The sequence below is a fragment of the Oliverpabstia sp. genome, assembly GCF_022785585.1.
In the GTDB taxonomy this organism is placed as follows: Bacteria; Bacillota; Clostridia; order Lachnospirales; family Lachnospiraceae; genus Oliverpabstia; species Oliverpabstia intestinalis.
Genome location: NZ_JALFPR010000022.1, coordinates 1 through 6,118, shown reverse-complemented (window position 1 = coordinate 6,118; position 6,118 = coordinate 1). Strand labels below are relative to the sequence as shown.

The following is a 6,118-nucleotide window of genomic DNA, read 5'->3' as shown; positions in this document are numbered from 1 at the left end:
CACGCCAGGGTGCACCACTGCGTGCCAGCCAAACCATTCCATTAAGAATGGTGCGGTTATCTTTTCGTGGATGTCCCTGTTTTCCTGTATTTTCAGGAGGGAGTAATGGTGCAATACGACTCCATTCTTCATCTGTTAACTCATATCGTCTCAACATACTGAACACCCCTTTTTCTTTATTTTATCATAAAAAAGGGAAATGCAACATTTGGTTTGTGCAATTTTTATTTTTCAGACACGCTCTAGGGGTGCGAAATAGTGATATACTATCTTTGGTGATATATGACGTTTATAAACCGATTGATATTAAAAATGAAAGATCAAAGGATAACGTTTAGATTATGGAGGGATACAAAACATGAATCTTGTGAAAGAAGCAATAGATCTGGGATTTTCAAATGCTGCCGTTATGGATACAAAGAAACTGGTTTTTGTGCCGGAATATCGAAACTTTTGTGAAGAAAACAGGTGTGGCTGTTATAATTTAAATCCTGCATGTCCACCGAGTTGTGGAACGGCAGAAGAAATGAAACAGCGCGCATTCCGTTATAAGAATACTTTGGTACTGCAGACCACGTTGGAAGATAGCCGGGATCCGGCTCAATATAAGAAAGACAAGCTTCGACATAATATAATGACAGAAAAGCTTGCCGGAAAGATGGAAGCAGAGGGGATAACAGATATTTTGATTATGGCTGCAGGACCATATAAACACAATTCCTGTATGTCGGCATACTGTGTGGATGCGCAGAAAATGGCAGATGCCGCAGGGATGCTGTGCTGGGAGAATGATGGAATGTTGAGGTATTTCTCGCAGATTCTTTATTCGTAACTGTGAAGGTACTGAGTAATTATGAATTCTATTGTTTGGTGTCAATACAGAACTGCTGATCGAGCATGCTCTGGTGATATTTGACAGGAGTTTGAAAAAAAGAGTATAATACACGAAAATAAAAACAAAAGGGGAGAGAAGAATGGATTATTTGTCCGGAATTAATCAATTTACACAGGTGGCGGCACAGTTATCTGTATTACTCTTGATTGTCCGTGTTGCTTTTGGGGCTCTGAATTGTTTTATGGGGTATCGGATGTTGAAGTTCTGGATTTCAGTCTGTGGCTTTTTTCTGGGAACCGGAATAGGTATGACCGCTGTGTATGTTCTGCAGTTGTCCGGAAATGTAAAATGGATTCTGCCACTGGCAGCAGGGGGCATAACTGCGGTTCTGGGATATGAGGTGTACCTTGTAGGTGCATTTTTTCTGGGATGGGTTCTCACAACTTATGCAATATTAATGGTGGTCCGTCAGCTGGATATAGAACCCAAAATGGAAATATTGATTTTGGCAGCAGGAACACTTTTGGGTGTTCTTGTGGGGATCCTGGTAGTAAAATATGCCCGCCCATGTATTATCTGGCTGATGGCTGTCAGTGGCGGTATGAGCATGGCAACCGGTGTCTGCGGGATCCTGCAGAAAGATTCAGGGATTCTGATGCTGCTTATTATGGCTGTCTGTGTACCGGCGGGAGTACTTTTTCAGTTTATGACCACACATAAGTAAAAGAGAAGTTAAAAAACACAAAAGCTACATATTTTTCATATATACTGAGCACATAAAACGTGATAGCAGATCACATGGTTATGAGGAGGAACAGGAATGGGAAAACTGAAGATTCTGGTTGTGGATGACGAGAGCAGAATGCGGAAACTGGTAAAAGATTTCCTGATGAAAAAAGATTTTGATGTGCTGGAAGCCGGTGACGGAGAACAGGCGGTAGATATATTTTTTGAAGAGAAAGACATTGCTTTGATTATTCTGGATGTCATGATGCCAAAGATGGACGGATGGCAGGTATGTCGTGAGATTCGCGCACATTCCAGGGTTCCGATCATTATGCTGACAGCAAAAAGTGATGAACGGGATGAACTGATGGGCTTCGACCTGGGAGTGGATGAGTATATTTCCAAACCTTTCAGTCCAAAGATTCTGGTTGCCAGAGTGGAGGCAATCCTTCGAAGATCCGGTCACGGAGAACAGGAAAATGTGCTGACATGTGGCGGTATTGAACTGAACAAAACAGCACATATAGTCAGTGTGGACGGAAAAAATATCGAACTGAGTTTCAAGGAATTTGAACTGCTGACCTACTTTATGGAAAATCAGGGAATTGCATTATCCAGAGAAAAAATCTTGAATCATGTATGGAATTATGATTATTTCGGAGATGCCCGAACGATTGATACCCATGTAAAAAAACTGCGAAGCAAAATGGGAGATAAAGGAGATTATATCAAAACAATCTGGGGCATGGGATATAAGTTCGAGGTAGACCAATGAAAAAATCAAAATCCATACGCTGGCAGATAACAGGAGCATTTCTTGGCTTTCTGGTACTCGCTCTGGGATTGATCATTTTTTTGAATATGACATTCATGGAGCAGTATTATCTGGAGAATAAAAAAGAAATATTGAAAACCAGTTATGAAACGATTGCCAAAGAATACGACGCGGTGGATAAGACAGATACATTAAAGTTTGCATCTACCAATAACCTGTCGTTTGTTATCATTGACTGGAATGGATCTGAACCGGAAGGATACAGCAATCTGCGGGACAGTGAATCAAAAAAACTTGCAGCGAAATTATTCGGATATATTTATAATTTCGAACCGAAGGGCGATAAGATCATTGAGAAAACAAATAATTATACGATTCAGTTTAACAGAGATGCCAGTCTGAACATGGAATTCCTGGAAATCTGGGGTACGCTGGATGACGGTGTAAACTTTATTGTACGATCACCGATAGAAAGCATTCAGAAAAGTATCGCATTGTCCAATCGATTCTATCTGATGGTGGCGTTAGGTGTGTGTGTGATCGGTGCTGCATTTATCGCTTTTCTGGCAAAACGTCTGACAAAACCGCTGACGGAACTTACAGAGATATCCAGACGAATGGCGAATCTGGACTTTGATGTAAAATATACCAGTGGAGGAGAAGATGAGATCGGTGTGCTGGGACATAATTTTAATCAGATGTCAGAAACCCTGGAACAGACGATTTCGGAACTGAAGACGGCAAATAATGAACTGCAGAAAGACATTGAAAAAAAAGAAGAAATTGATGAGATGCGAAAAGAATTTCTGTCGAATGTTTCCCATGAGCTGAAAACGCCGATCGCACTGATTCAGGGGTATGCAGAAGGTCTGCAGGATAATATTAACGATGATGAGGAAAGCCGTCAGTTCTATTGTGATGTGATTATAGATGAAGCGGGAAAGATGAACCAGATGGTGAAGAAACTGCTGACACTGAATCAGCTGGAATTTGGTAATGATCAGGTGAATATGGAGCGTTTTGATCTGACATCTCTGATACAGGGAGTGATCCAGTCTTCCCAGATTCTGGCACAGCAGGCTGAAGTTGAGATTATGTTCTACCAGACAGAACCTCTGCATGTGTGGGGAGATGAATTCAAGGTAGAAGAGGTCATCACAAACTATGTCACCAATGCGATTCATTATGCTAAAAATGAAAAGAAAATAGATATCCGATGTACCCAGGAGAATGGTGTGATCCGCACCTCGGTTTTCAATACCGGAGATGCGATTCCGGAAGAAGAACTGGATAAGATCTGGATCAAATTTTATAAAGTAGACAAAGCAAGGACGAGAGAGTACGGCGGAAGCGGTATCGGTCTGTCTATCGTAAAAGCGATCATGGAGTCTATGAATCAGCAGTGTGGTGTGAAAAATTATGATAATGGAGTGGAATTCTGGTTTACACTGGATACTACATTGTCAGGAAATCAGGAATAAAAACTCGAAAACGTGTTTTTAAGACAGGCGTAGTAACAAAAGTTATTTATTTCTTTGTCATTTCAGTGACAAATGTGTTATACTTAACAAAGCGCTGTAAAAGAAAAATACGTAGGAGGATTTTTACAAATGAAAATAGCGGTAACATATGAAAATGGAAAGGTATTTCAGCACTTTGGAAAGACAGAAACATTTAAGGTATATGAAGTGGAAGGGGGAAAAGTAATTTCCAGTGAAGTGATCGGTTCCAATGGAGAAGGTCACGGAGCTCTTGCCGGAGTGTTAGAAGGTCAGGGAGTTGATGTACTGATCTGCGGAGGTCTTGGTGGTGGCGCACAGGCAGCACTGGCAGAGGCGGGAATCGAAGTATGTTCCGGAGCAGAAGGTGATGCTGACCAGGCAGTGGAAGCATACCTGAAAGGAGAACTGATATCTACCGGCGTAAATTGTGATCATCATCATGAAGAAGAGGAAGGACATTCCTGCGGATCGAACTGTGGCGACGGCGGCTGCAGCGGCTGCGGTGGTGGCTGCGGAAGTCATCAGCCGTCATTTGAAGGACCAAATGTAGGAAAGATCTGCCGGACACATTACAGAGGAACATTTAACGATGGTTCTCAGTTCGACAGCTCCTATGACCGTGGTGAACCACTGGAATTTACCTGCGGTGCCGGACAGATGATCCTTGGTTTTGATAAAGCAGTAGCAACTATGGAAGTGGGTGAGAAGGTTACCGTTCATCTGATGCCGGAAGAAGCTTATGGCATGTCGGATCCAAATGCGATTTTTACTGTGGAGATCGCCCAGCTTCCAGGTTCTGAAGACCTTACTGTAGGTCAGCAGGTGTATCTTTCCAATCAGTACGGTCAGCCATTCCCGGTAAAGGTAAACGCGAAAGATGAAAAAACTATTACATTTGACGCAAACCATGAGATGGCTGGAAAAGAACTGAACTTTGAGATTGAACTGGTGGAAGTGAAATAATAACATAAGATAAGTAACAGACAAAGCTATACAATGATTTCAATGAATTGTATAGCTTTGTTTTTAGTTTGAAATTTAGAGGGAATATAGTATTATGAAATACAGATTTTGGGGCTGGGAACACGCAGATGCAAAAGCGATTACAGCCGAATATAAAGGGATCGAGACACCTGTTGATTTATACGATGCATTATCACATGTCTGGTGTGCGGATACCTGTGCGCCGCGGATGAGGCAGAACTGGACAAAAGAAAATATGACACTTGGACAGTGTTCGATCACCGCTTTTCTGGCTCAGGATATCTTCGGCGGTAAAGTGTACGGAATCCTCAGACCGGGTGGAAATTATCACTGTTATAATGTGATCAGAGACTGTAAGTTTGATCTTACCAGTGAGCAGTTCGGCGATGAAGTACTGGACTATGAGGAGAATCCTGAACAGTTCCGGGAAGTGCATTTTGCGAAGGAAGAGAAGCGGATGCGGTACGAGAAGTTGAAAGAAGAATTGAAGAAGTATTGCGAAAGAAACGAGGAGAAATAATAAATGGGACACTTTTACTTTGTCCGTCACGGACAGACCGTGTGGAATGTGGAAAATAAGATCTGCGGCTGCACCGACAGCCCACTGACCGAATACGGACGGGAACAGGCGAGAGAAACAGGAAGAAAGATTCTTGCAGAAGGAATCCAGGCAGATGAGATCCTGTGTTCACCGCTCAGCCGGGCAAAAGATACGGCACAGTTAATTTCTGAGATGACAGGAATCCCATGTCGGGTAGAGCCAAGACTGATCGAGCAAAATTTCGGAAAATGGGAATCCACGCCGCGGGACGGAGAGGACTTTAAAAAGGCGAAAGAATTCTTTGCCTGCAGCCATGAGGGAGGAGAATCGACACTTCGTCTGGCACAGAGAATCTATAATCTTCTTGATGATATCAGGAAAGAATCGGAAGAAAAAACTTACATTCTGGTTGCCCATAACGGGATCGCCAGAGTTGTGCAGTCTTATTTTACCGATATGACCAATGAAGAATATGCTGCATGGGGCGTGAAAAACTGCGCGGTTGTTCGGTATGATTTTTAGCCAATATCTTATATTGATTCGGTGAAACAAATTTGATTTACATATAGTGTTAAACTTTATACATTCAATTATATCATTTCTACGGAAATGATATAATTGAATTGACAAATGAAAAAAATACAATTCGAATTTTCATTCCAGCGAAAACAAATACAACCCTATTTATCCTCATGCAGCAGATAATACAGCAGCCCGTCACATCCGCGTTCCACATCGGCATATGTCTCATCAAA

Annotated in this window: 8 protein-coding genes; 7 read left to right on the top strand and 1 reads right to left on the bottom strand. The window is 42.1% G+C overall.

What is annotated here, in order from left to right; all coding sequences use genetic code 11:
• The coding region (locus MSA64_RS01075) for a transposase (RefSeq protein ID WP_442945301.1) at positions 1–157 on the bottom strand (157 nt) is incomplete at its 3' end.
• A 201-nt stretch (positions 158–358) separates the two neighbouring features.
• Here MSA64_RS01075 and MSA64_RS01070 point away from each other — a divergent pair.
• The 7 genes from MSA64_RS01070 to MSA64_RS01040 all read left to right on the top strand — a co-directional run bounded on the left by MSA64_RS01070 (position 359) and on the right by MSA64_RS01040 (position 5,885).
• Positions 359–832 (top strand): DUF2284 domain-containing protein, encoded by a 474-nt coding sequence (locus MSA64_RS01070; RefSeq protein ID WP_287890182.1) that lies wholly within the window; start codon positions 359–361, stop codon positions 830–832.
• A 142-nt stretch (positions 833–974) separates the two neighbouring features.
• Positions 975–1,559: a hypothetical protein gene (locus MSA64_RS01065; protein WP_287890180.1), complete on the top strand. Its 585-nt coding sequence runs from the start codon at positions 975–977 to the stop codon at positions 1,557–1,559.
• 96 nt (positions 1,560–1,655) lie between these two features.
• Complete coding sequence (locus tag MSA64_RS01060) at positions 1,656–2,336, top strand: response regulator transcription factor (RefSeq protein WP_154432897.1); 681 nt, start codon at positions 1,656–1,658, stop codon at positions 2,334–2,336.
• Positions 2,333–3,817 (top strand): HAMP domain-containing sensor histidine kinase, encoded by a 1,485-nt coding sequence (locus MSA64_RS01055; RefSeq protein ID WP_287890179.1) that lies wholly within the window; start codon positions 2,333–2,335, stop codon positions 3,815–3,817. The genes MSA64_RS01060 and MSA64_RS01055 overlap by 4 nt, the downstream gene beginning before the upstream one ends.
• Before the next feature lie 129 nt (positions 3,818–3,946).
• Positions 3,947–4,801: an FKBP-type peptidyl-prolyl cis-trans isomerase gene (locus MSA64_RS01050; RefSeq protein WP_287890178.1), complete on the top strand. Its 855-nt coding sequence runs from the start codon at positions 3,947–3,949 to the stop codon at positions 4,799–4,801.
• A 94-nt stretch (positions 4,802–4,895) separates the two neighbouring features.
• The gene (locus MSA64_RS01045) at positions 4,896–5,342 is read left to right on the top strand and encodes a YunG family protein (protein WP_154432900.1); all 447 of its coding nucleotides are present in this window, start codon (positions 4,896–4,898) and stop codon (positions 5,340–5,342) included.
• A 3-nt stretch (positions 5,343–5,345) separates the two neighbouring features.
• Positions 5,346–5,885, top strand: a complete 540-nt coding sequence (locus tag MSA64_RS01040; RefSeq protein ID WP_187007627.1) for a histidine phosphatase family protein — start codon at positions 5,346–5,348, stop codon at positions 5,883–5,885.
• Positions 5,886–6,118: the final 233 nt, after the last annotated feature.